General features: G+C 60.9%; 23 protein-coding genes and 1 tRNA gene. 10 read left to right on the top strand and 14 right to left on the bottom strand.

Features of this window, described 5'->3' with window-relative positions:
- Positions 1-3: 3 nt before the first annotated feature.
- Positions 4-303: a molecular chaperone GrpE gene (locus tag QP915_RS00865; RefSeq protein WP_179386355.1), complete on the top strand. Its 300-nt coding sequence runs from the start codon at positions 4-6 to the stop codon at positions 301-303.
- 108 nt (positions 304-411) lie between these two features.
- Positions 412-615 carry a hypothetical protein gene (locus QP915_RS00860; protein WP_284766303.1) on the top strand — a complete coding sequence of 68 codons (204 nt, stop codon included), beginning with the start codon at positions 412-414 and terminating at the stop codon, positions 613-615.
- 56 nt (positions 616-671) lie between these two features.
- Here the strand turns inward: QP915_RS00860 and QP915_RS00855 are convergent, their stop codons facing one another.
- From QP915_RS00855 to QP915_RS00845, 3 genes are read right to left on the bottom strand one after another with little or no spacing between them, the layout of a single operon-like run.
- Positions 672-1,838 (bottom strand): ABC transporter permease, encoded by a 1,167-nt coding sequence (locus QP915_RS00855; protein ID WP_284766302.1) that lies wholly within the window; start codon positions 1,836-1,838, stop codon positions 672-674.
- Between the two features lie 3 nt (positions 1,839-1,841).
- Entirely contained in the window at positions 1,842-2,741 is a 900-nt protein-coding gene (locus tag QP915_RS00850) for an ABC transporter ATP-binding protein (RefSeq protein ID WP_284767495.1), read from the bottom strand.
- 3 nt (positions 2,742-2,744) lie between these two features.
- Positions 2,745-3,251, bottom strand: coding sequence for a hypothetical protein (locus tag QP915_RS00845; protein WP_284767494.1), 507 nt, complete (start codon positions 3,249-3,251; stop codon positions 2,745-2,747).
- Positions 3,252-3,349: 98 nt separating this feature from the next.
- Here QP915_RS00845 and QP915_RS00840 point away from each other — a divergent pair, with 98 nt between their 5' ends.
- On the top strand, positions 3,350-4,147 hold the full coding sequence (locus QP915_RS00840; protein ID WP_284767493.1) for a MerR family transcriptional regulator: 798 nt from the start codon (positions 3,350-3,352) through the stop codon (positions 4,145-4,147).
- Positions 4,148-4,236: 89 nt separating this feature from the next.
- On the opposite strand, the gene QP915_RS00835 is transcribed toward QP915_RS00840, so the two are convergent.
- The 5 genes from QP915_RS00835 to QP915_RS00815 all read right to left on the bottom strand — a co-directional run bounded on the left by QP915_RS00835 (position 4,237) and on the right by QP915_RS00815 (position 8,979).
- A tRNA-Arg gene (locus QP915_RS00835) sits at positions 4,237-4,310 on the bottom strand.
- A gap of 53 nt (positions 4,311-4,363) precedes the next feature.
- Positions 4,364-5,947 carry an alpha/beta fold hydrolase gene (locus QP915_RS00830; protein WP_284767492.1) on the bottom strand — a complete coding sequence of 528 codons (1,584 nt, stop codon included), beginning with the start codon at positions 5,945-5,947 and terminating at the stop codon, positions 4,364-4,366.
- 124 nt (positions 5,948-6,071) lie between these two features.
- Positions 6,072-6,692: a LutC/YkgG family protein gene (locus QP915_RS00825; protein ID WP_198492877.1), complete on the bottom strand. Its 621-nt coding sequence runs from the start codon at positions 6,690-6,692 to the stop codon at positions 6,072-6,074.
- Positions 6,689-8,194 carry a lactate utilization protein B gene (locus QP915_RS00820; RefSeq protein ID WP_239278031.1) on the bottom strand — a complete coding sequence of 502 codons (1,506 nt, stop codon included), beginning with the start codon at positions 8,192-8,194 and terminating at the stop codon, positions 6,689-6,691. The genes QP915_RS00825 and QP915_RS00820 overlap by 4 nt, the downstream gene beginning before the upstream one ends.
- Positions 8,194-8,979, bottom strand: coding sequence for a (Fe-S)-binding protein (locus tag QP915_RS00815; protein ID WP_198493254.1), 786 nt, complete (start codon positions 8,977-8,979; stop codon positions 8,194-8,196). Before QP915_RS00815 ends, QP915_RS00820 begins: the two co-directional genes overlap by 1 nt.
- Positions 8,980-9,189: 210 nt before the next feature.
- On the opposite strand from QP915_RS00815, the gene argS reads away from it, so the two are divergent.
- The 4 genes from argS to thrB all read left to right on the top strand — a co-directional run bounded on the left by argS (position 9,190) and on the right by thrB (position 14,654).
- Positions 9,190-10,842 (top strand): arginine--tRNA ligase, encoded by a 1,653-nt coding sequence (argS, locus tag QP915_RS00810; RefSeq protein ID WP_284767490.1) that lies wholly within the window; start codon positions 9,190-9,192, stop codon positions 10,840-10,842.
- The gene (gene lysA / locus QP915_RS00805; RefSeq protein ID WP_284767489.1) at positions 10,843-12,180 is read left to right on the top strand and encodes a diaminopimelate decarboxylase; all 1,338 of its coding nucleotides are present in this window, start codon (positions 10,843-10,845) and stop codon (positions 12,178-12,180) included.
- 175 nt (positions 12,181-12,355) lie between these two features.
- Complete coding sequence (locus QP915_RS00800) at positions 12,356-13,699, top strand: homoserine dehydrogenase (protein ID WP_284767487.1); 1,344 nt, start codon at positions 12,356-12,358, stop codon at positions 13,697-13,699.
- A gap of 25 nt (positions 13,700-13,724) precedes the next feature.
- Complete coding sequence (gene thrB, locus QP915_RS00795; protein WP_284766294.1) at positions 13,725-14,654, top strand: homoserine kinase; 930 nt, start codon at positions 13,725-13,727, stop codon at positions 14,652-14,654.
- Here the strand turns inward: thrB and QP915_RS00790 are convergent.
- The 4 genes from QP915_RS00790 to QP915_RS00775 all read right to left on the bottom strand — a co-directional run bounded on the left by QP915_RS00790 (position 14,641) and on the right by QP915_RS00775 (position 18,267).
- On the bottom strand, positions 14,641-15,300 hold the full coding sequence (locus tag QP915_RS00790; RefSeq protein WP_284767486.1) for a helix-turn-helix transcriptional regulator: 660 nt from the start codon (positions 15,298-15,300) through the stop codon (positions 14,641-14,643). The two genes, thrB and QP915_RS00790, sit on opposite strands and share 14 nt — an antisense overlap.
- 38 nt (positions 15,301-15,338) lie before the next feature.
- Positions 15,339-17,171, bottom strand: coding sequence for an ATP-binding cassette domain-containing protein (locus QP915_RS00785; RefSeq protein WP_284767484.1), 1,833 nt, complete (start codon positions 17,169-17,171; stop codon positions 15,339-15,341).
- A gap of 3 nt (positions 17,172-17,174) precedes the next feature.
- Entirely contained in the window at positions 17,175-17,939 is a 765-nt protein-coding gene (gene modA / locus QP915_RS00780) for a molybdate ABC transporter substrate-binding protein (protein WP_284767483.1), read from the bottom strand.
- Between the two features lie 67 nt (positions 17,940-18,006).
- On the bottom strand, positions 18,007-18,267 hold the full coding sequence (locus QP915_RS00775) for a DUF2249 domain-containing protein (protein ID WP_239272903.1): 261 nt from the start codon (positions 18,265-18,267) through the stop codon (positions 18,007-18,009).
- A 66-nt stretch (positions 18,268-18,333) separates the two neighbouring features.
- Between QP915_RS00775 and QP915_RS00770 the strand changes: the two genes are divergently transcribed.
- The 3 genes from QP915_RS00770 to QP915_RS00760 are packed head-to-tail and all read left to right on the top strand — an operon-like array spanning position 18,334 to position 21,946.
- Entirely contained in the window at positions 18,334-19,413 is a 1,080-nt protein-coding gene (locus QP915_RS00770) for a DUF8744 domain-containing protein (RefSeq protein ID WP_284767480.1), read from the top strand.
- Positions 19,400-20,578: a beta-carotene 15,15'-monooxygenase gene (locus QP915_RS00765; protein ID WP_284767479.1), complete on the top strand. Its 1,179-nt coding sequence runs from the start codon at positions 19,400-19,402 to the stop codon at positions 20,576-20,578. Before QP915_RS00770 ends, QP915_RS00765 begins: the two co-directional genes overlap by 14 nt.
- Positions 20,579-21,946 (top strand): multicopper oxidase domain-containing protein, encoded by a 1,368-nt coding sequence (locus QP915_RS00760; RefSeq protein WP_284767478.1) that lies wholly within the window; start codon positions 20,579-20,581, stop codon positions 21,944-21,946. It begins immediately after the preceding gene.
- A 224-nt stretch (positions 21,947-22,170) separates the two neighbouring features.
- On the opposite strand, the gene mobA is transcribed toward QP915_RS00760, so the two are convergent.
- Both mobA and moaC read right to left on the bottom strand, forming a co-directional pair.
- A complete protein-coding gene (mobA, locus tag QP915_RS00755) occupies positions 22,171-22,758 on the bottom strand; it encodes a molybdenum cofactor guanylyltransferase (protein ID WP_284767477.1) in 588 nt (195 codons plus the stop codon).
- Complete coding sequence (moaC, locus tag QP915_RS00750; protein ID WP_198492889.1) at positions 22,758-23,237, bottom strand: cyclic pyranopterin monophosphate synthase MoaC; 480 nt, start codon at positions 23,235-23,237, stop codon at positions 22,758-22,760. Before moaC ends, mobA begins: the two co-directional genes overlap by 1 nt.

The following is a 23,237-nucleotide window of genomic DNA, read 5'->3' as shown; positions in this document are numbered from 1 at the left end:
TCCATGATGGGACAAGAGCTCTTTGAGCACCCGAAGAAGCAATATAAGACCTACGGGATCACCGCGTTGGAGGAGCTTAGCCCGCGCATCGGCGATCCAGAGGTGCACTTGGACGACGCAGCTAGCGAGGACCAGGTTGCCGCCATGGAGGAGGCACTAGAGGCCTACCCAGATTCCGCTCTCACCTATGACCAAGACACTGAGCTGTGGATCGTCGGCGCGGAAAAGGACATTGAGCGCATGCTTGGTGACCGCGAGTCCTTCGTAGAGGCGCTGCTCAATGATGAGGACCCAGGAATTTAATCGCCGATTTTCGGTGTCAATCAAAAGTGCGAGGAATGCGGCCTTGTAAGCACTTAACTGTTAAGATATCCGTAGTTAATCCTCGGTGGATCGAAAGGTTTTATCATTATGAACGAGCGTGAGGCTCAGGAACAGCGCGAAGCGGCAGCTCGCGATAAGGGCAATGGCTGGGTTCCCGTATTCCTTCAATGGATCCCTTCCATGCTGCTATCCGTAGTGATGCTGGCAGCCATGTTCTTCGGTATGTACTACATCGAGCACGGCACCTTGGACATCACCCAGCCGATCACCAACGAGTTCATTACTCAGTAGCTTCGGCACATAAAAGAATCCGGCTCCCACACAATCGGCGGGGAGCCGGATTATTTTTACTTGCTCAGTGCTTGGCGCCAGGTCATCTTGCGGCCATTGTTCAAAATGGCGCGGCGGTAAATGCGGCCAACCATGACGATAATAAGTGCAGTGGTCAAGGCCATCAGTAGGTAGCTTGCGGCAAGGCCTAGCCAGCTGAGGTTGCCTCCGGCCACCTGCAGCGGAGCGACCAGCATGGAGACTGGCGGCAACCAGGTCATGACCTGCATCCACGTGGCGTCCAGGTGCATCCAGCCGAACATCGGTACATACATGGTGGCAAAGACGAGGAACAGGATAGGTGCCTGCGTGGACTGGAGATCCTCGGTGCGCTGCACCATCGAGCCGGCTGCAGCGTAGAGGCTGCCAAAGAAGAGCAGGCCTAGAATCTCGCCAACAAGGAGCACGGCTACCAAGCCATAGTCCAGCTCGATGTCACTAGCCAGGCCGGTCGCAGCAAGCGAGATTGCACCGCCGCCCAAAATGAGCAGCGTGGCTAGGAATCCAACGATGGTATTGCCCAGAATCTTGCCGGCCAAAAAGTCCACCGGACGCACGGAAGACAAGATAATTTCCACCACTCGGGACGACTTTTCCTCCGTGACGCGGCCGCCAATGAGGCCGGCGAAGGTCATGACGGAAAAGACGACCACCATTGCGCCAATGAGGACCGTGGCTACGCCGGCCATCTTTTGTTCCGTGCCGTCCTCTTCTTCTAAGTTCACCTGATTGACCGTGGTGGATGGGGTAGCGTCTGCTAGGTCCTGTGGGTCGATATTTAGCTTATTCAGCGCCGTTGCTTGTGCTTGAGAAGACACGATTTGGTTGACGGTAGTGGACACGGATGCTGGGGCATCCCCCTTGCTCACGAGATCCCAGCCATCATCCTCGGCCGGCACCAGGGCGGCATCGGCCTCGTCATTTTCCACCAGTTGCTGGGCTTCCGCGCGGTCATTTGCCGCAGTGGCATCGATGCCGGAATCATCAAAAGCAGACGCTTCCATCCCCACGACGGCTACGGAATCCGGTTCGTCATCGCCGCTGAAGAAATTGATAGCGATAGGGGCGATAATGGCACCGAGGATGAGCAGCAGCATGGTGCCTACCACCATCTTCGACTTCAGCGCGACCGCCATCTCACGCTTGGCTACGACCCCGATGGTCTTCATTGTGGAATACTGCATGGCTTAGGCCTCCTCGTTCTGGTTGCTGGTGACGACGTCTTGGAATAGCTCGGTGAGATCCGGAATCTTACGTCCGAAGGAATGTACCGGGCCTGCGGCTAGGGCTGCCTGCAGGATTGCCTGGTCGTCGATGGTTTCATCGGCCTCGAGCACGACGGCATCGGCAGTTTCTGCCACCAGCTCCGTGCCTTCCGGATACCAGCCGCGCGCTGGGGTAGCGACCTCAAAGCGGGGAGGGCCTTGGCTGCGCAGCTTATCGACGCCCCCTTCAGCCACCATATGCCCCTTCGTCACAATGCCCACGCGGTCACACAAGCGCTGCACCAGGTCCAACTGGTGCGAGGAGAAAATAACGGGCACACCGCGATTGGCGCGCTCGCGCAGCATGTCTGACATGACGTTGACCGCCACCGGGTCCAGCCCGGAGAAGGGCTCGTCCAGAATCAGCATGTCTGGGTCATGGATAAGGGAGGCCGCGAGCTGTACTCGCTGCTGGTTGCCCAAGGAGAGGTCATCGAGCTTATCGTCCATGCGCTCGCCCAGCCCCAGCTGTTCTAGTAGTTCAATGCCGGCGCGCTTGGCGGCGGGCTTATCCATGCCGTGCAGCGTGCCGAGGAAAACCAGCTGGCTAAGCAGCGGCTCCTTGCCGTAGAGCCCGCGCTCTTCTGGCATATAACCAATGCGGCGGCGGTTATCGTCATTGATTGGGGCGTCATCGAAGTAGACCTCGCCAGAGTCTTTGGCCAGCACACCAAGCGCAATGCGCATGGTGGTGGACTTTCCGGCGCCGTTGGAACCGACGAAACCGAAGATTTCGCCGTCACCAACGCTAAAGGTCATATCCCGCAGGGCTTGAGTCTCCCCGAAGGACTTATTGAGGTGGTCAATGGTCAAGGTGGGCATGAGTTAGTCCTCCGAGTTCTGGTTGAAGGTTAGCGCGTATCCGACAGCGGGCAACGTGGCAGAGATGAAGTAACTAAAGAGCAGGTAGTAGCCAGCTCCAAGCAAATATTTGGTGCCAATAGTGCCGGTAATTCCTCCGCCTAGGAACCAATTGCCTACGAGAAGGGTGACAAGACCGCCGGCAAAAAGAAACGCGTTAGACAGCTGCAAAGCCTTCCGGCGCCACTGGTCGAGAACCTGGGCCTCATACTCATCAAGAGAGGACAGCGGCTTGCGGTCTTTGGAATCAATTGATACCCGCAGAATGGTCCACGGAATGCAAGAAAGCACCATTGCGATAGACATTCCTAACAGTGCCCAGTAAGAAGAAATCGCCAATGCGAGGATGAGGAAAATCGCGGATACGGCCACGCAGCCATACATTGCCGCGATTAATCCACGGGTGGGGCCGGGCCTGCGGAACCGTTCGGCGCGGATCGTTGTTGAAACAGGGGCGTCGTTTGCTGTCATGCATTCAAGTGTTGCATAAACCCAACACTCTGGCAACAGTTTCTGCAGATTTTCTCTGGGGTTGACCCTGACGTGGCGTTAGGCGCGACAATGAAGCCATGGACGACATCGATGAAGTTCTTTATACCGTTGGCGAGGTAGCAGCGCTCTTCCGCATTACGGTGCGCACCTTGCACCACTGGGAGGCACAAGGCTTGCTGTCTCCCACGTGGCGCAGCTGGTCCAATTACCGGCTGTACACCGAGGAAGACTGCGCCCGCGTGCAGAAGATTCTGATCTACCGCGCTACCGGTATGAAATTGACCGATATTAAACAGCTGCTAGATGGCGATGCTTCCGATCTGGAACATTTGCGGAGGCAAAGAGAAAGCCTGCTCGCGCAGCGAGACAGTCTTAGCGACATGCTGGCAGCAATTGACACCTTGATGGAGGATGCAATGAATAACCGAAAGCTCACCACCGAAGAAATCGGACAAATTGTCGGCGATGCCAACTTCGCCGCGCATCAACAAGAAGCCGAGGAGGCCTACGGATCGACTGAGGATTGGGCTATGTATCAGCAGCGCACTGCCGGCTGGTCGGAGAAGAACTGGAGCGATGCGCAAACCGGCGTCGCTGAGGTGGAAAAGGAGCTGGCCCAGGCCGTAGCAGACGGTGTGGCTGCTGGGTCGGAGGAGGCACAGGCGCTCGTCGACAAGCACCGCGCAGCACTCAGTGCCTTCTTTCCCGTCACGCCGGCAAAGCACTTCTTAATCTCGCGCGGCTATGTGGCTGATGAACGCTTCCGTGCCCACTATGAGGCGCAGCAGGAGGGGTTGGCGCAGTGGCTGGCAGACGCAATTGAGCATGCGGCTAAGGCACAAGGGGTGGATACCGACAACCCGGAGTGGCAATAGAAGGCTCGTGTCCAGCCAGGAAAGACTAGCTGGCCGGAGGAAAAATGAACCACTGACCACCAGAAAGTCCTGGTGGTCAGCGGTGAGTGTGTCCCCGACAGGGATCGAACCTGCGACCTTCGGTACCGGAAACCGATGCTCTAATCCGCTGAGCTACGGAGACATCGCTGGGAGAATTCCCAACGATGTGATTCTAGCGCATGGGTTAGTGGGGGACTAAATCAACCCAGGGGCGTCGGCAGTAGTGACTTCGCCGGTGCGCAGGTAGTGCACGCCAATATCATCGACGACCTTATTCTTGGATGCGAAGTGGGCATGGCCAGGGCCATGGACGGTGACAACTCGAGACTGCATCGGCTTTGAGAGGCTGGTGTGGTACTGATACGGCGTTTGTGGGTCGCCCGTTGCCTGGATCTGGAGGGGCTTGGTGGCGAGCTTAGAGCCGTCGAGAGGTGCCTGTCCCGTCACCGGGGCGCGGCCGCCACAACCCGCACCAGAGCCGTAGAGGGAATTGATGAGGGTAAAGGGGTCAACGCTGACGAAATTGGCCCACAGGTAGCTCGGGTACAGCAGCGGATTGCCCGGCACGGTGTTTTCATTGCAGACGATGAGGTTTTGCATATTCATCGCCTGAGCCACGGATTCTTGCTCCTTGCGCACTGCCTCCGGATCGGACTGATCGGAATCCAAAGGCTCGCTGCCATTTAAGTGCTTGGCAAAGGCATCCCACTGCGCAGGAACCGGAACAACGACGCGCGTCATGCCCAAAAGCGGGGAGGACACTTGCACGGCATTGGGGTGCTGAATCTTCTGGCTGAGGAACTCCGCCTGCACCCGCAGCGGGCCGGTGGCGGTCATGATGTCCGCGCCAGGCTGTCCGGCAAATTCGAGCCCTGGTGGGAGGTCACCAATCTTGGCATTCGGGGGTAAGACCGTGGGGCGAACGCCGGCCTCGCGGGCTACCTTTTGTGACCACTTTTCATAGACCTGCAATGGGGTGGTGCCGAGGTGGTACTTGGCGTCATTTTTAGCAATGAACCCGAAGAGGTCGTGCAGTCCCTTTTCATAGCCTCGCTGTTGCGAAGCAAAGATGCCATTCCACGCCAACTTGGGGCTCATACCCGAATCCAGCAGTACCTTGCCGGTATGCTCTGGATACTTGGTGGCGTAGGCGGAGCCGAGGTAGGTGCCATAGGAGGTGCCGGCGATGTCAATCTTTTCTTCACCCAAAGCACGGCGCACCATTTCCCAATCCTGCAGGGTATTCGCAGTGGTCAGTGAGTTGGTATAGCCCGGGGTGTGCTTTTCGCATGCATCGCGGGTGAGCTTTCCTACCTGGAGGCTGCCTTGGAGCGGATTACTGGTAGCAGTGGCATCGCACTTTACTGGCGTGGAGCCAGGCAGGCCACGCGGTTGCACACCGATGGTGTCCCACTCATCGCGCACGGCCTGTGGCCACGGAATAGCGCTATTGCCGGCCCATCCGTAGGCATCGCCACTTGGGCCACCAGGGTTGGTAAACAACGCGCCACGGCGGGCGCCTGGGTTGGCGGCGGGAACGCGCACGAAGCCGACGCTAATGGTGCCGGCTTCAGGGTTGTCGTAATACGTAGGCACGTCGATGCGGCCGCATTCGGCGTTGTCGATGTCTACCTGCTCTGGGCAGTCTTCCCAGGAAATGGCGGGCTTGGTGTCCTGCGGCGCGGGGGCTGGCGCGGCTGTGGCAATCGGCGCAGTGACACCAATGGCGACCGCAGCAGCACCGAGTGTGGCCGCAAGCTTAGAAGAAAAAGAAAGCATAGGTTAGGTCTCCAGAATAAAAGTAATTGGTAGACCTAGCCTATGCTTTTTTGATGCTTTTGGCATCATACTCACAGTAGGTGGGTGCCCTCACCGGCCGAGGCAGGAGAGGGGCTACGCAGTACTACTTAACGATGACAACGATGAGGTCACGCGGGCCGTGTACGCCCTCGACACGAGTGAGCTCGATATCGGAGGTAGCGGACGGGCCGGAGATCCAGGTCGCTGGCTTCTCCGGGTTCATGCGGGAGATGACCTCGGGGATGCCGTAGACGATCTCATTCTGGTGGACGATGCACAGGTGGCGGTCCGGAACCAGGGTCAGTGCGCGACGGCCGCAACGCTCGTCAGACTGGAGGACGATGGTGCCGGTCTGCGCGGAGGTGACGTGGGAATAAGTGACCACAGCGTCGGTCTCGTTCAGGGTGCGCGGATCGACGGACTTATCGTCCGGCTTGGCGTCGAAGCCCTCGAAGAGGGCGGCGTCCATGCCCTCGGCGTAGCGGATGTCGCTGCACTTGCGGTCATTGAGGATCTTGGCGATGGCCTGCTTCAGTTCGCCTTCCTCGGTGACGTGCACCTCGGCCTTGTAATCCTCGAGTCGGTCAATGAGCATATCGCGCAGTTCGTCCGCGTTCAGAGTGCCCTCGTGGTGGTAGTCGCGCGGGGCATCAACGTGGTCGGGGAGACCAGCCTGCTTCTGGGCGGAGCGGATGCGGCTTAGGATTTCCTGCTTTGCGTTCACTTTTTGGACTCCTCACGGGCCTCGGCAAGAAGTTCCTTGCCTTCTTCGGACTCGAACCACTGGCGGAAGGACTTCTTTGGCGGAACCGCGGTGTCGCGGCCCTCGGACCAACCGGACATAAACAGTGGCAGGGATTCGATGGTCTTATTGGTGCCACCCAAGATGCGGCCCAAGGCGACCATGTGGGTTGCCTTGTTCCACAGCTTCGGGTTGCTCCACAGCAACTGAATGGTCTTGAAGAGCTTCGGCTCGATTGGTGGGGTGGCGTGGGTGACCTTCTGGTGGCGGTTTTCCAAAATGACGTCGGAAAGCGGAATCTTCACCGGGCACACCTCGTCGCAGCGGCCGCACAGGGAGCACGCATAAGGCAGGCTGGCGGAAGGATCGTTGTGGTCCTTCATACCAGTCAGCTGCGGCGTCAGGGAAATACCGATGGGGCCAGGGTAGACGGAGCCGTAGGCGTGGCCGCCGGCGCGCTCGTAGACCGGGCAAACATTCAGGCAAGCCGAGCAACGGATGCACTTAAGGGCCTGGTGGCCAATCGGGGAGGACAGGGCCGCGGTACGGCCGTTATCCAGCAGCACCAAGTGGAAGTTCTGCGGGCCATCGCCCTCAGTAACGCCGGACCACATGGAGGTGTACGGGTTCATACGCTCCGCGGTGGAAGAACGTGGCAGCAGCTGGAGGAAGACCTCCAAATCCTGGAAGGTTGGAACCAGTTTTTCAATGCCCATCACGGTAATGAGGGTCTCCGGCAGGGTTAGGCACATACGGCCATTGCCCTCGGACTCCACGATGTTGATGGTGCCGGTTTCTGCTACACCGAAGTTGGCGCCGGAAATGGCAACCTTGGCCTGCATGAACTGCTCGCGCAGGAACTGGCGGGAAGCCTCGGCCAACTCTGCCGGCTCAGCCTGCAGGGTGTCATCGGTATTCGGCATCTTGTTGACGAAGATATCGCGAATCTCCGCACGGTTGCGGTGGATAGCCGGAACCAGAATGTGGGACGGCTTATCCTCACCTAGCTGCACGATGAGCTCGGCCAGGTCGGTCTCGCGAGCATTGATGCCCGCGGCCTCCAGGTGTTCATTCAAGCCGATTTCCTGGGTGGCCATGGACTTAACCTTGACCACATCGGTCTCGCCGGTAGCGCGAATCAGACCCTCAATGATCTGGTTAGCTTCCTTGGCATCGCGTGCCCAGTGGACGATGCCGCCGCGAGCCTTGACTGCCTCTTCGAACTGCTCGAGCAGTTCTGGCATGCGAGCGGCAACATCTTCCTTGATGGCGGAACCCGCAGCGCGCAGCTCCTGCCAATCGTCCAGCTCCTCCACAGCGTTGGAGCGCTTCTCACGAATGGAGGTGGTGGCGTGTTGCAGGTTGTGGCGCTGGGTGGCGTTATTCAGACCAACGTGTGCCAGGGGAACAAAGGCCTTGCTGCCGCGCAGGTTGCCGTAGCCTTCCGGCGCGCGCGGTGGGGTGGTATCGAGGAAAGAGGTCATTAGAGCATCGTCTCCTTGGAGTAAGCGGCGGAGGTAGGAGTCCATGGGTGCTCCTTGGTGGAAGCCAAGATCTCAGCCATGTGAACGGCGCGAATACCGGAACGCTGGCGGCTGAGGGCACCACCGATGTTCATCAGGCAGGAAGAGTCACCGCCGGTGACGTATTCAGCCTCGGTTTCCTTGACGTGGCGGGTCTTATCGGTGACCATCGCACGGGATACCTCTGCATTCTTGATGGCGAAGGTACCGCCGAAGCCACAGCATTCTTCCTTATTGGGAAGTGTGACTAGGTCAATTCCTTCTACTTCCTGGAGAAGCTGCAGTGGGCGGTCTCCCAGCTTCAAAAAGCGCAGGCCGTGGCAGGAGGGGTGGTACGTTACGCGGTGCGGGAAGAATGCGCCGACGTTGGTCACACCGGCGATATCCACTAGGAATTCTGGGAGATCCAGGGTCTTCTGAGTGGTCTTGCGTGCACCGTCGACGTCGGCGGAGTTGCCAAATCGGTCAGCGATGCGCTCGTGCTGCTCGCGAACGGCGCCGACGCAGGAGCCGGAGGCCGCGACGACATAATCAATGGAGGGGTCGGCAAAGGCATCCGCATAGGAGCGGATCATTCCCAGGGTTTCCTTCTGATAGCCGGTATTGATGTGCATCTGGCCACAGCAGGTCTGTTCCTCCGGGAAGACCACTTCGTGGCCCAAGCGGGAGAGAACCAGTGCCGTTGCCTTTTGTACGTCCGGGAAAAGGGCGTCACCAATGCAAGTGGAAAATAGCGCAATGCGCATACGGTGCTCCTCGTTGATTTTTTACATGGGGTAGGCACGACCTTACTCCCTTTAAGTAGTATGTGCGTAATGCGTCCCCCGCTTGACCAGCAATTATTTCGCAATATTAGTGTTGTAGAAAACTGCTATCCACCGTTTGCGCTGCAAAGGGGAGTATTCTGGCGCGGCCCTTTTCACACTTGACTTTTCAGTCCACTAGAATCGTGCGACATGACACCAGCTGATTTGGCCACATTGATTAAAGAAACTGCCGTTAAGGTCATGCAAAGCCATGAGCTTGATTCCTCTGTCTTGCCAGAAACGGTAACCGTTGAGCGTCCGCGCAACCCTGAGCACGGCGATTATGCCACCAACGTGGCGCTGCAGGTGGCCAAGAAGGCCGGTGCTAATCCGCGCGAGCTAGGCGGCTGGTTGGCAGAGGCCTTGGCAGACAATGATGCCGTTGCCGAGGCTGACATTGCGGGACCTGGGTTCATTAATATTCGCCTCGCTGCCGACGCCCAGGGAGAAATCGTCGCTCAGATTCTCCGCGCAGGCAAGGAGTATGGCAATAATGATGCCTTTGCGGGCAAGAAAGTCAACCTAGAGTTTGTCTCCGCGAACCCGACCGGCCCGATCCACCTTGGCGGCACCCGTTGGGCGGCCGTAGGCGATTCCCTGGGCCGCGTGCTGGAGGCCTCTGGCGCGGAGGTTACCCGCGAGTATTACTTCAATGACCATGGCGGCCAGATTGACCGTTTCTCCCGTTCCCTGGTGGCTGCCGCGAAGGGCGAGCCGACTCCGGAGGATGGCTACGGTGGAGCCTATATCCAGGACATCGCCCAGGCTGTTGTGGAGAAGAACCCATCCGCGCTAGAGGGCAGCGAAGAAGAGGTCCAGGAAGCTTTCCGCGCAGACGGCGTGGAGATGATGTTTGCGCAGATTAAGCAGTCCCTGCACGAGTTTGGCGTGGACTTTGATGTCTACTTCCACGAGAACTCCCTCTTTGACTCCGGTGCTGTGGATGCAGCGTTGGAAAAGCTCAAGGCCGAAGGCCATATGTACGAGGCCGAGAATGCGTGGTGGCTCAAGTCCACCGACTATGGCGACTCCAAGGACCGCGTGGTGGTCAAGTCCGATGGCAATGCAGCCTATATTGCAGGTGACATTGCCTACGTGGCCGATAAGTTTGATCGCGGCCACGATTTGAATATCTACATGCTGGGCGCAGACCACCACGGCTATGTGCCGCGTTTGAAGGCGGCAGCGGCTGCCCTAGGCTACGACGCCGATGCCGTCGAGGTTCTTATCGGCCAGCTGGTTAACCTCATGCGTGATGGCAAGCCGGTGCGCATGTCTAAGCGCGCAGGCACGGTCATCACCATGGAGGATCTCGTCGCCGCCATTGGCGTGGATGCTTCGCGCTATTCCCTGGTGCGCTCTTCCGTGGATCAAACCATCGATATTGACTTGGGCCTGTGGGAGACGCAGTCTTCCGATAATCCCGTCTACTACGTGCAGTACGGCCACGCCCGCCTGTGCTCTATCGGCCGCAAGGCAGCCGAGCTGGGCGTCGATGCGGAAGGCGCGGATCTTTCCTTGCTCACCCATGATCGCGAGGGCGACCTCATCCGCACCCTGGGTGAGTTCCCAGCCGTGGTGGAAGAAGCCGCGCAGCTGCGCGAGCCGCACCGCATCGCCCGCTATGCCGAGGACCTCGCCGCGGTATTCCACCGCTTCTATGACTCCTGCCAGGTCCTGCCCAAGGCTGGCGAGGATGAAGCTCCTATCCATGGTGCCCGCCTCGCGCTGGCACAAGCCTCCCGCGTGGTCTTGGCCAATGCCTTGACCATGGTGGGCGTGAGCACCCCGGAGAAGATGTAAGTGGCGGATTTCAATGAGCTGCCGGCCCACGTCTGGCCGCGCAATGCAAAGCGCGAGGAAGACGGCGTAGTAACCATTGCTGGTGTTCCGCTGCCGGATTTGGCGGAGGAATTCCAGACCCCGCTCTATGTCTTCGATGAAGATGACTTCCGGTCCCGCTGCCAGGACATGGCCCGCGCTTTCGGTGGACCCGAGCACGTGCACTATGCCTCCAAGGCATTCATCTCAAAGAAGATCGTGAACTGGGTCAATGAGGAAGGCCTGTGCTTGGACGCGGCCTCGCTCAATGAGCTCAAGATTGCCTTGGCCGCAGAGTTCCCGGCCGAGCGCATCACCACGCACGGCAATAATAAGGACGAGGAATACCTGCGTTTGTGCGTAGACGCCGGTGTGGGCCATGTGGTCATTGATAACGAGCTCGAGCTGGAAGAGCTCAATCGCATTGCGGGCGAGGCCGGCAAGGTCCAGCCGGTGATGATCCGCGTCAAGCCGGGCGTTGATGCGCATACGCACGAATTCATCGCCACGGCGCATGAGGATCAAAAGTTCGGTATTTCGCTCGCCACGGGCGCGGCCTTTGCTGCGGCCAAGCGTTGCTTGGAGGTGGACAACCTGCACCTGAGCGGCCTGCACTGCCACGTGGGATCCCAGGTTTTTAATGCGGAGGGATTCAAACTTGCCGCGGAGCGCGTCATGGGGCTGTACCGCCAGATTTATACCGAGCTGGGTGTGACGCTGGAAGAGCTCGATCTAGGCGGCGGCTTTGGTATTCCCTACATGCCCTATGAGGAGGCGCTGGATATCGAGCGCGTGGCCGGCGATATGCTCGGCGCAGTCAAGCACACCGCAGAGGAGTTGGGCATTGAGGCGCCCTTCCTCTTGGTGGAACCGGGTCGCTCCTTGGTCGCCGGCTCGGCGGTGACCGTCTACCGCGTGGGTACCGTTAAGGATGTAGAAACTGGCAAGTCGGATCTGCCGCTGCGTCGCTACATCTCCGTCGATGGTGGAATGTCAGATAATATCCGGCCTGCGCTTTACGGTTCGGCCTATGACGTGCGCGTGGTCAACCGCTTTAGCGATGGGGAAGTGGTGCCCTCGCGCGTGGTGGGCTTCCATTGCGAGTCCGGCGATATTCTCCTTGAAGACGGCGAGCTGCCCAATGATATCCAGTCGGGAGACTTGATCGCCTTTGCGGCGACTGGCGGCTACCAGTACATGATGTCCTCGCGCTATAACGGTGCGGTGCGCCCGGCGGTCGTCGCCACGCGCGTGGGCCAGACCAAGCCCATGCTGCGCCGCGAGACCATCGAGGATCTTCTTTCCTTAGAGGTGGATTAACCTCCATCCTTCAGTCCCCGTTACATGGCGGAATTTAATTCACGCCCTGTGACGGGGACTTTTCTATTAATGGCTCTATTTAGGGCGAAAGTAGACAGCTTGTTCTGTATAGTGTCCTGTATCCGCAATTAGCGGGCACTAAACCTTTACCCCAACCGCACAATGGAGACGGACTATGGCTGCATCGACTAGCGAGCTTCAGGCACACGAGCATTCCGGCAAGGGCGAGGGCGAGACCGTTGGTATCGCGCTGCTGGGCTTTGGCACCGTTGGTGCTGAGGTCTTTCGCCTGCTAGGAGAGAATGCTCATGCCTTTGCTCACCGCATCGGTGGTCCAGCCGAGATTCGCGGCATCGCCATCCACAATAAGAATAAGCTGCGCCCGGGTGTGCCCAAGGAGCTTTTGACCGATGACGCCAAGGCGCTCGTCGCCCGCGATGATATCGACCTCGTGGTTGAGGTTATCGGCGGTATCGACTTCCCACGCGAGCTGGTGCTCGCCGCACTCAATTCCGGAAAATCGGTGGTGACCGCCAATAAGGCCCTGGTGGCCGCGCACGCAGACGAGCTGGCGGAGGCCGCCGACCGCGCCGGTGTAGATCTCTACTTCGAGGCTGCCGTAGCCGCCGCGATTCCGGTGGTAGGCATGCTGCGGCGCTCCTTGGCCGGCGATCAGGTAGAGCGCATCTCCGGCATCGTCAATGGCACCACCAACTTCATCTTGGACGCGATGGAGTCCACGGGCGCATCCTATGATGAAGCGCTGGCGGAGGCTACCCGCCTGGGCTATGCCGAGGCCGATCCCACTGCGGATGTAGAGGGCCATGACGCCGCCTCCAAGGCCGCCATCATGGCGTCTTTGGGCTTCCACACCCGCGTGAAGTTTGAGGACGTCCACTGCGAGGGCATTACCAAGGTCACCGCCGCGGATATCGCCGCCGCTAATGATGCCGGCTATTCCATCAAGCTGCTGGCCATTTGCGAGCGCCTTCAGCGCGAGGACGGCTCCGAGGCGGTCAATGCCCGCGTGCACCCCACGTTGGTGCCCAAGGAGCACCCATTGGCTTCCGTGAGCGAGTCTTATAATGCCATCTTCGTCGAGGCCGAGGCCGCAGGTTCCCTGATGTTCTACGGCAATGGTGCGGGCGGCAATCCTACGGCTTCTGCCGTGCTTGGCGACGTCGTCGGGGCAGCCCGCAATATCGTCCACGGCGGCCGCGCACCGGGCGAGAATACCTATGCCAACCTGCCTATCGCAGACTTCGGTGAGGTAGAAACCCGCTACCACATCGATATGGAAGTCCAAGACCGCACCGGTGTGCTGGCCGCCATCTCCGCCGTCTTTGCCGATAATGGCGTTTCCCTGCGCACCGTGCGTCAGGAAGACGGCGCGGACACCGCCCGCCTCATCGTGGTCACCCATGCCGCGAAGGAGGCCACCTTGGACACCATTGTGGCTGCCTTGGGCGAGCTCGAAGAGGTCAAGGCCGTTCATTCCGTAATCCGCCTCGGCAGCTAGCCCGGGCCCCATAGACTGGATAGCTATGAGTATCGAAGTTGAAGTCGGCACTAAAGCCATTGTGACCGTTCCTGCCTCCACGGCGAACCTGGGCCCAGGATATGACACCTTGGGCATGGCGTTGAGCCTGTATGACACCGTCGAGGTAGAGGTAACCGCCTCGGGCCTTACGGTGGAAATTTTCGGCGAGGGCACAGAAGACCTTCCGCGCGATGGCTCCCACTTGGTGGTCAAGGCGATTCGCTCCGCACTCTCGGCGGCCGACGCCACGGTGCCCGGCCTGCGCGTGGTCTCGCATAATAATATCCCGCAGTCGCGCGGCCTGGGCTCTTCCGCCTCCGCCGCGGTGGCGGGCGTGGCCGCCGGCAATGCGCTGGCGGGAAGCCCGCTGACCCAAGAGCAAGTGGTGCAGCTTTCTTCCGCCTTTGAGGGCCACCCCGATAATGCGGCCGCCTCCGTGTTGGGTGACGCCGTGGTGTCGTGGACCAATGTCCCCGTCGACGGCCATTCTTTGCCGGACTACCGCGCCGCGTCCATCAAGGTGCACGAAGATATCCGCGCCACCGCGCTCGTGCCTGATTTCCACGCCTCCACCCAGGCGGTGCGCCGCGTCCTGCCCTCGCACGTGACGCATTCGGATGCGGCGTTCAACGTCTCGCGCACCGCGGTCCAGGTGGCGGCATTGCAGAACTACCCGGATCTCCTGTGGGAGGGAACCCGCGATCGCTTGCACCAGCCGTACCGCGCGGATGTGCTTCCCGTGACCGCGGAGTGGGTCAACCGCCTGCGCAACCGCGGCTATGCGGCCTACCTATCCGGCGCTGGCCCCACCGTCATGGTGCTCCACACCGAGGATATTGAGGAGGGAATTCTTGCCGACGCCCGCGAGCAGAACCTCCGCGTCATCGACCTCACCGTGGCCGGCCCCGTCCGCGTGGAGCTTACGCAGGCTTAATTTTTAGACGGCACACGTTGGGGTGCTGGCGCGGCACCAAGGTGATCGAGGTGTCATCATCGCTGGTTTCTTGCAGGAAGCCAGCGTGTACCGCGCACAGGAACGGCGAAGGCTCGAGACCCGAAGAGACAAACGGGCAAGCATGAAGCTCGATGTCGGTTGAATCGGGTTTGGTGGCAGGATCAAAGCCCATATCGCGCAGGGTGGCAAAGAGCGTATCGAGCGCACCATCGGAGGCATCTGCGCCCGCGGCGCGCGCCCAGCGTCGCCCGATCTCGAGGGCCTTGGCCGAGGCGGCGTCATCAAGCTCTTCCTTATCCGCCAGCATCGTGGTCAGCACTTCCACCAAGGTGATGTATTCCTCTGCCACCGCTTTATTATCTGGAATGCGGGCTTGGAAGATGAGGGAGGGGCGCCCGCGGCCCTTACTCGGCGCGGATACTACATTGACGGCCCCAGCGTTGACCAGTTCATCGATGTGTCCGCGAGCGGTGTTGACGTGCATGCCTAGTTCCTCGGCTACGGTGCCGGCCTTGGCGCCTTCGGGGTGGCGCTGCACAGCGGTGAGGACCTCGCGCTGCTTGGGTGAGAGGTTGAGGGCCTCTGGAAAGAGCTCGGTGGTGGGCCGGGGAAGTGAATCAGGCATGGTAGAAATCCGCCTTGGGGTCTGCGAATACAGAAAAACTAGTTGGGGTGGACAAAAACGTGTGCTTTAGATATCGCTAAGGATACGATGTTACCCACCGCGATGCCTAAAGCGAACTCGCGGTCTACCGGTACTGTAGCCTCTTGGCCGCCCAGATCAACGCGCAGCTGCGCCGCTGCGAGGCTGGTGGCCTCGACTGCAAGGACGCGCGCTGCCCATTGATTGCAGGCCTCTGGCGCTGCGCCAATTGTGGCCGCCTGCGGGTCAAAGGTCACCGCCACCTTCTGCCCGGGCTCAAAAGACGTATGCTCCGTGGTCGCCAGAACGGTAATATCGCCGCACGCGACTTCTACCGCGGACGCGCCAATCTCGGTTACGGTTCCCTCGAGGCGGTTAAGACCCGCTAGCGCCGCAACGAATCCTGTCGGCGGTGCCTCAAGCAGACGCGCGGTTGCGCCGTGCGCCCGCACCTGGCCGGATTCCATGACCAGCATGTCCTGCGCTAGGTGCGCAATATCGAGCGCATCATGGGTAACAAGCAGTGTGGTGCGGTCTGCGCAGGCCGCGTGCAAGAAGCGGCGCCATCTCTCGGCCGATTTCACGTCGACTGCGGCCAGGGGCTCGTCCACAATCAACACCGCCGGCCGTGCGGCTAGCGCGCGCACCAGCGCCACGTGGGCGGCTTGGCCGCCGGAGAGGGCGGGAACGGGGACGTCGGCAAGCTCGTGCAATCCCGCTGCCGCCAGGAGCTCCTGCGCACGTACCTTATCGCGGGTGACCATGGCCACCGCCTCCACGGCCGTCGAGCGCGGCGGCAACCCCGGCCGCTGGGTGAGCAAGACGACGTCGGCGCCCTCCGGGGAGATCTCCCCGCCGCTCAGACGCCCGGCAATGCGCCCCATGAGCGTGGTTTTACCGGAGCCGTTTGGGCCCACTATGGCGGTAATAGCGCGTGGGGAAAAGTCCGTGCGCACCCCATCGACCTTCACGGAAACGGCCGGAACCTCAGCGGGTCGGGTGAGCTCGCGCAGCTTGTCGACGTCGAAGGTGTGCAACTTCCGCGCCCGCGGTTGGTAGTGCCTCCGCCGCAGGACAGGCAAGCCTGCCAGTGCCAGGCATAGTAATGCCAGGCTGATGAGCAGCGCCGAAAGTACATAAGCGCCGTCCGCGTCGACCTCGCGCTCTAAATAAATGCCCAGCGGCATGGTGCGGGTAACACCGGGCTGCGAGCCGGCGAAGGTTAGGGTCGTGCCAAATTCGCCTAGGGATCGGGCGAAGGCTAAGCCGGCACCGGTCGCCAAAGCGGGCGCAATAGAAGGCAGGGTGATTTTGCCGAGTATCTCCCACCGCCCCAAGCCCACGCCGCGCGCAGAAGCGAGGATTTCCTGGTCTAGCTGGCGCAGCGCCGAATCGACCGCCACCACCACAAAGGGCAGCGCCACAAAGGTCTGTGCCAAAACGACTCCGGGGAAGGCGAAAGCGAAGTGGATACCTAGGGCGTCGAGAAGTGGGGCCAGATACCCCTTGCGGCCGAAAGCTGCGGTAAGTGCCAAGCCGCCCACCACCGGTGGCATGGCCAGAGGGAGGTAGACCAAGAGGCGTACTACGGCGCTGCCGCGGCCGAGCTGCTGCACCCACAGGGCCAGCCCCAAACCCAGCACGAGCGCAAGGACCATAGATTGGAAGGCGGCTGCCACTGAGATGCGTAGCATGTCTCGGATCTCGTCACGCGCGAGGTAGTCGCCGATGCGATCCCACGGCACGCGCAGCCCGAGGGCCGCCACCGGAACAATGATGGTGGCTACCGCAATGAGGCCAATAAGGCCGATAAGAAGCGGGGCTTTGGGGCGAAGGGGCTGGGGTGCGGACATAGCCTACTCCGCCGGGGTGAAGCCGCGGTCGCGCCAGGTGGAATCAAAGTCAGTGGCCAAAAGATCTAGGACTTCCTGCGCCTCCTTGGGGTGTTCGGCTTCGGCCGTGACTGCGCCGACGATCTGGTTAGCGAATTTGTCTGCCCCAGGAATGGCAATTACTTCGACATCATCGCCAGCTGCGGCGGCATCGGTGGAATACACCCATCCGGCATCGGCTTCACCCGCGGACACTTTTCCTAAAACGTCCGCTACCTGGCGCTCTTGGGAGGAGGGGTGAACGTCGAGGTGCTTGTCATCGATGATCTGAGAGGAGATATCGCCGCAGGGTACCTGCGGATCACAGAGCACAAAGTGGCGGGCGCGGGAAAGATCCTGCAGCGAGTGAATATTGGCCGGGTTTCCCTTAGGCACCACCATGACCATGACGTTGGTGGCAAGCACCTTAGGTTTGGTGACGGTGCCGTCTTTTACTGCTTGGTCCATGGTTTTCTTGGACGCCGTTAGGAGAAGATCTGCTGGGGCGCCCTCGCGCAGCTTGCTCACGAGATCGGAGGAGCCGCCATTGTCAAAGCTCAGATTCATTGGAGGCTCGAGCTGGCCTGCGCGCTGAGTGAGTTTTTCATTGATGACGCGGGTGGAGGACGCAGCCAGGACATTAAGCGTAGGAGCATCCGTGTCCTGGGCGGAGGTCGTTGACGTTGGGGGAGCGCAGGATGTAAGGGCGAATGCGATGGCGGCGAGGAGTGCGGCGGCGCGCTTCTTCATCTGCGGAGGGCTCCTTCTACAGCGGAGAGTGTGACCTATCCAGGATAGCCCTCCGCCCTGCGAGGGTTTAGCGCACGCGGGTGAACTTGATGTGGAAGTCGTTTTCTTCTTCCTTGAGGTAGTCCAGCTCGAAGCTCTCCTCGCGAGCCTCGACCTCCTTGAGCAGTGGAACTGGATTATGTGGGGCGATGAGGATCATGGATTCGCCCACGTTGAGGGTGCCCAGCGCGCCATGGATGGCGCCGTGGCGAACGGCGTGCGGAATTTCGGAGGCGTTCAGGGTCGGGATGGAGTGCGGCTTATTGGCATCGGAAATGGGCAGTTGCATGGTTTGTAGTCCTTTCTTAAGGGGTGCGGTTTTCGCTCTGTTAGCAATATTAGTACGATAAAACCCGTGCAAAATAATAGCGTGGCGCATCGCCTCATCTTCCTCGCCTTCGCTGGCCTATCGCTGCTGGTGGGCCTAGCTGCGGGCGCCACTCTTTTGGGGTTGACCGCCACCCCTGGCGCGTCCTTTGCCGCCGACCACGGACCGCTCATGGTCTTCGGCTTCGTGGGCGGAGCCATCGGACTGGAGCGCACCGTCGCTGTGCGCACCTCGTGGGCATGGGCCGGGCCCGTATGCCACGTCGCCGGCGTACTGGGCATTCTCGCCGGCCTGCCGCGTGCGGTCCCCGCAGTGTGTTTTGCCGCCAGCTTCCTTGTCCTTGGCTTCATTTACGCCACTATCTATCGCCGCCAGGCGAGCCTCGCAATTCTGGTGCAGGCAGCTGGCGTAATCGGGGGAGTAGCAGCCGCTGCACTGTGGGCCATGGGCCCCGGGTTCGCTGCGGCGATGCCGTTGTGTGTCCTCTACGCCGTGGCCACCATCATCGGCGAGCGCATGGAACTAGCGCGCGTCACCATGGCCGGAACCTGCGCCGAAAACTACCTCACCCTCCTGGTTTTGGGGTTTGCAGCGGCCAGCGTCATCTACGTGCTTTCCCCAGCGGTGGGCTATCGTGCCATGGGCCTGGTGCTCATCGCCATCGCAGCGGCCACCGCGCGGGTAGACGTGGCCAAGAATCTGGTGCGCTCTCACGGCCTGCCGCGCTACTCGGCAGCGTGCATGTTGGCTGGCTATGGCTGGCTCGCCCTCGGCGGTTACCTCTGGCTGCTGCACGGACAGTCCACCGGCTTTGCCTATGATGCCTCAGTGCACGCCATCTTCTTGGGCTTTGTTATGTCCATGATTTTCGCGCACGCTCCTATCATCTTCACCTCCGTTATCCGCCGCCGATTGCCGTATCACCCGGTGCTCTATGTGCCGGTGGTGCTCTTACATGGCGGCCTCGCGTTGCGCCTCCTTGCCGATTGCGCCGAGCACACCACTGCCCTCCACACCGGCGGGGTGGTTACGATATTCGCAGTGTTAATTTTTCTCGCCTGCGGCATTGCCTTGACCGTAAAGGAGGCGCGACGTGCGCATTCATGACGTATCCCTGGCCGCGCGCGGCCGCTGGCATACCCTGAGCGCCGCCATCATTGGCTTGTGGATCTTTATTGGCCTCGGTCTGCTCATTGCGGGATCCTTGGGTGCTCCCGTGGTGTGGTGGGATATCATCCACCCCTTTACTATTGGCGCGCTGACCACGGCGATCATCGTCTTTTCCACCCATTTCACTGAGGCGTTGACCCGGACTGCGGGTGGGGACTATCGGGGCGTCGGCAGTCGCGTGGGCCTAGTGCAGCTCGGGCTTATCCTGCTGCTCATTGATAGGGCGGGGTATGACTGGGGCCCGCTTGCCGACGCCGCCTCTATACTCATCATCGCCGCCCTCACCTGGCACCTGTGGTTCGTTGCGCGGCGCCTTCGCGGCTCACTGTCTGGTTCTTTTGCCGTGACCGTGCCCTTTTATATCGCGGCGGCTGTGTTCATGATTGCCTCCGTGGTGCTTGTCATCCTCAGCGGTAATGGGGTAGGCGAGTACTCCCTCCTCGTCGGCGCCCACTCGCGCGGCATGGTCTGGGGCTTCGCGTGGCTTACCGTCATCGGCACGGTGGTTACGTTGCTCCCCACGCTATCGGCCACGGCGATTTCGCCCACCGCTCGCGCGCGGTGTACTCGCGCGCTCATCGTGCACTGCGTTGGCTTGTCCTTGGCGATGGCGCTGTACGCGGTGGGCCTTACCCGCGCCGCAGGCGTGGCCCAACTGCTCGTGGTCCTCGCGGCGGTGCTCGTCATTCAGCCGGTGCTTGCCACCGTAATGGGCCGCTCGCCGCGGCTGACCACCGCCACCGTTGCCGTCATCGCCGGACTGCTGTGGATGTTGGCGCTGTGTGCCGGTGACGCCATTTCCGCAGCGGTGGGCGCTTACCCGCGCACCATCACCCTGGTTTTGCTGCCCGCCTTCCTCGGTGCCGGCCTCTTGCAGTTGGTCACCGGAGTCCTTCACCACCTGCTACCCATCCTTACCGGCGCACGCCCTGATACCACTGAGCGCACCGGCTACGCCCGTCTGCTGCTCATCAACGTGGGCGGACTGCTGACATTGCTAGGCGCTACCGTGGCCGGGCTTATCATGATGGGGATAGGCCTTGCCGCCAACGTTATTGCCGTCGGCCGAGCCATCTACCTACAGAAAAGACTGGAGAGTTAAATGCTGAGCGTTTCTTCCTCACAACCTGCGGAAAAACCCGCGCCGAAGGATTCATCGTGGGCCTCGTGGCTGCTCATCGGCATCGCGCTGGCGGCGGTCATCGCGCTCGCGGTGATCAATTCCACCGGCAAGGGCACGGAGTCTGCCGCACCGGTATCCTCTGGCGAAACGCAGACCATTGACGTGGGCGTGGATGGTATGGCCTTTACCCCCTCGTCCATCGACATCGAGCCCGGCACCCACCTGGTGGTCAACTTCACCAACTCCGGCGACCAAGTCCATGACCTTAAGATTGGCGACGCCGAAACCGGCCGCGTTGACCCGGGCGAGACCGTCCAACTCGACGCCGGAGTCATCGACTCCTCCGAGGAAGGCTATTGCACCATCGCCGGCCACAAGATGCAGGGCATGACCTTCCAGGTCAACGTGGGAGACGGCGCCGCTGCAGGACATGACCATGCGGTGTCCTCAGCTAGCAATCCGCACGTAGACGTGCCAACTGCCGCCGAACTCGGCGCACAGCGCGACGATTTTTCCGCCTTTGACGCCACCTTGCAGCCGGCCGCTGAGACGAAGACGCACAAAGAGACCTGGACGATGACCGAGGAAGTCGTGGAGGTCGCCCCTGGCATCAAGCAGATGCGTTGGCTCTTCAACGGCCAAGCCCCGGGGCCCACCCTGCGTGGCAAGGTGGGCGATAAGTTCGAAATCACCATCAAGAACGAGGGCTCCATGGCCCACTCCATTGACTTCCACGCCGGCGAGGTCAACCCAGATAAGACCATGAAATCCATCCAGCCGGGCGAAGAATTGACCTACAAGTTCACCGCGAACCGCTCCGGCATCTGGATGTATCACTGCTCCACGATGCCCATGTCCCTTCACATCGCCAACGGCATGGCCGGCAATGTCATCATCGATCCGCCGAACCTCAAGCCCGTTGACGCGGAGTATAACTTCATGGCTACCGATGTCTTCCTGGGCGAGGAATCCACCGGCGCCGACGCCCAGCGCGTTGCCGACGGTCGTTTCGACCTGATGGCCTTCAATTACTACCCTGGCCAATATGACGCAGAGCCCATCAAAGCCAAGGTAGGCGATACCGTCCGCCTGTGGTTGACCAATTTAGGCCCCGACCAGCCGCTGAGCTTCCACGTTGTGGGCGAGCAATTCGATACTGCCTACACGGAAGGCGCCTACCTCATCAAAAATGAGGACTCGACCGGCTCGCAAGCTCTGGACCTCCTCCCGGCGCAAGGAGGATTCGTCGAGATGACCTTCAACGAGCCCGGTACTTATTCCTTTGTCAATCACATCATGACTAACGCGGAGAAGGGCCAGCACGGCAAGTTCATCGTCACCGAGTAGTCCTCCCGCGGTTCGGCTCCTCTCGCCGCTCGGTCCTCCCACCCTTCGCGCTCACCAGCGAACGTTCGTGGTCATATTTGGTGCCCACCGTGAGCGCGAAGGGCGGGTTTGTGCATTCGTCCACCCCTCGCGCTCACGGAGGCGGCGATTTCGAGCTTGCTGCGGCTCTCAGTGAGCGCGAAGGGAGGGGAGGCCGAGACTTCTTCCCTTGGCGCTCAGGTGAGTTAGGTCAGCGGTTGCCGGTGAGCGCGAAGGGCGGTGTGGGGAGTGAACGCAGGAAGCTCGCGCAGCTCCGAACGGGTGTCGTAGTCGCGTTCGGCGCCGGTGCCGGGAATCTCGATGAAGTCGGCGCCATGGATGAGGCGACGGACGGAGACGTTCCGAGCCGTAGGAAGGGAATCGAGCTGAGCTTGGAGCGCGGGAGCGCGCCAGAGGGAACACAGCGGCTGGAGGTAGCCGTCGGCGGCGCGGGTGAGTACGGCATCGGCCGTGGAGAAGGCGAGGGTCGAGCGCAGACGGGGAAGCAGTAGCGGCGAATCGGGGGCATCCACGGCGAAGAGGGCGAGCTCGGAGCAGTGGGATAACGCCTGGGCACCGGCCGCGATGCCGGCGACAGGACCACCGTAGAGCGGTGACTCGCACACCTGGGGCACGCCGAGGCGATGCGGGGAGACAACCACGGTCGGGGTGCCGTAGGGAAGCTGGGCGAGCAGGCGGTCGATAAAGCGCGTGCCGTGGACAAAAAGGGAGGCCTTATCGGCGCCGCCCATGCGCCTGCCGTGGCCGCCGGCGAGGATGACCGCGCCGAGCATTAGGACTCCGGGAGGGTGCGGGACCAGTCCCCGGAGCGGCCGCCGGATTTCGCCACGATTCCGCAGCGGCGGATATACGCGGAGCGGTCCACGCCCTTGACCATGTCGATGATGGCGAGCGCGGAAACGTTCACGGCAGTCAGAGCCTCCATTTCCACGCCGGTGCGGTCGGCGGTGCGGACGGTGGCGGAGATGGAAACGTGGTCATCGGCAAGCGTGAGCTCGACTGCGCAGCCGTGTACGCCGATGGTGTGTGCCAAGGGAAGTAGCTCGGGAACCTTCTTGGCGGCCGAAATGCCGGCGATGCGGGCAACGGCGAGGACATCGCCCTTGGGCACGGTGCCATCGCGCAAGGCGGTCATGACTTCCGGGGAACAGGCTACCTCGCCCTCAGCGGTGGCGGTGCGCACCGTGGGCTGTTTCTCGGTGACGTCGACCATGTAGGCGGCGCCGTCAGAGTTCAGGTGGGTAAATTCCAT

The organism is Corynebacterium sp. MSK158 (assembly GCF_030229085.1).
Taxonomy (GTDB): Bacteria; Actinomycetota; Actinomycetes; order Mycobacteriales; family Mycobacteriaceae; genus Corynebacterium.
Note: the sequence above shows the minus strand (reverse complement) of the source record. Positions and strands in the feature narration are given on the sequence as shown.